Origin of the sequence: Microvirga sp. BSC39 (assembly GCF_000739015.1) — a bacterium.
Taxonomy (GTDB): domain Bacteria; phylum Pseudomonadota; class Alphaproteobacteria; order Rhizobiales; family Beijerinckiaceae; genus Microvirga.
Window position 1 is genome coordinate 1 of the sequence record NZ_JPUG01000014.1, and the last position, 1,103, is coordinate 1,103.

General features: G+C 30.3%; 1 protein-coding gene. It reads right to left on the reverse strand.

The window, feature by feature from the left end:
* Positions 1 to 1,003 (reverse strand): AAA family ATPase (locus MA07_RS28380; protein WP_152568674.1); only part of this gene is annotated, 1,003 nt, incomplete at its 3' end.
* Positions 1,004 to 1,103 lie beyond the last annotated feature (100 nt).

Genomic DNA, 1,103 nt, shown 5'->3' on the forward strand with positions numbered 1-1,103 from the left:
TAAACTGACTGTTATTATGTTCTTTCTTTAGCTCTTCTTCTAAAAATTTTATCAGTCTAATTTGTGCTTGCGTATGTAGATGTGCCTCTATCTCTTCAATTAAGGTTATATTTGGTCCTATGATTTCCTCTGTTGATAAGTAGTTATTTAATAATAATAATTCAGTTGCTATGAATAGTAAGTTTAAATTACCCAGACCGAGATTTACATCTTCAGTATTTAAACTTAATTTTCGAAGAATGGAATTTAAATCTGTTTGACTAACCTCAAATTTGGCTTTTGATTTACTTTGATCCAGATTATCATAAAAATCACTCAAAAGATTTTCTATATCATTAATTAAAGAGTGCCCCTCAATGTACTCATCCTCAAAATACTCTTCAATTTGTTTATTGGCTTCCCTCATCACTTCTATTAATCTATGATTTTCTTGTTCTGTATTCTTAAACGTTGGGTGCGCCTTTAAAATATGAACTAACCTCGACCTAAAACCAGGTTTCAACTCTGCACTCGCATCTCTTAACGGTTTTAAATAAGTTACTTTTAGTAAATTTCTAGCTTCTACATCTAATCTACTTTCAAAATCCTCTTCACCAGCCAATAATCTTCTGTCCAAATATTCAATGCCATTTTCATTTTTGCGTTTTTCTACTCTAAGGATTAATCGCAAGCTATACTTACCTTCTTCATCGAACGATAACCACTCAAGAAATGCTCCTGCTTCTTTATCACTTAAATCTGTAAAAATTCCTTCTATATAAAAATGATCACTATAATTATCCTTAGATGGACTATAAAAATCTTCTTGATTGAATTTAATGTACTCTTCACTTACACTACCCAATAGATATCTAATTCCATCGATTATTGCTGTTTTCCCAGAATCGTTTTCACCTACTAAGAGATTGAATGTAGGATTCAAATATACTGTAACTCCTGGTGAACCATCATTATTTGTACTAAACTGTCTGAAATTAAATAAGCTTAAACTACTTAAATACATAGTCCTCCTCCTTTATTAGTGAAGACAAAAGATTACTGGTAAGAGGTACGGTTAAAATATTTTTGAAATAATGTAATTTCATTCTATATAGATTTACTTT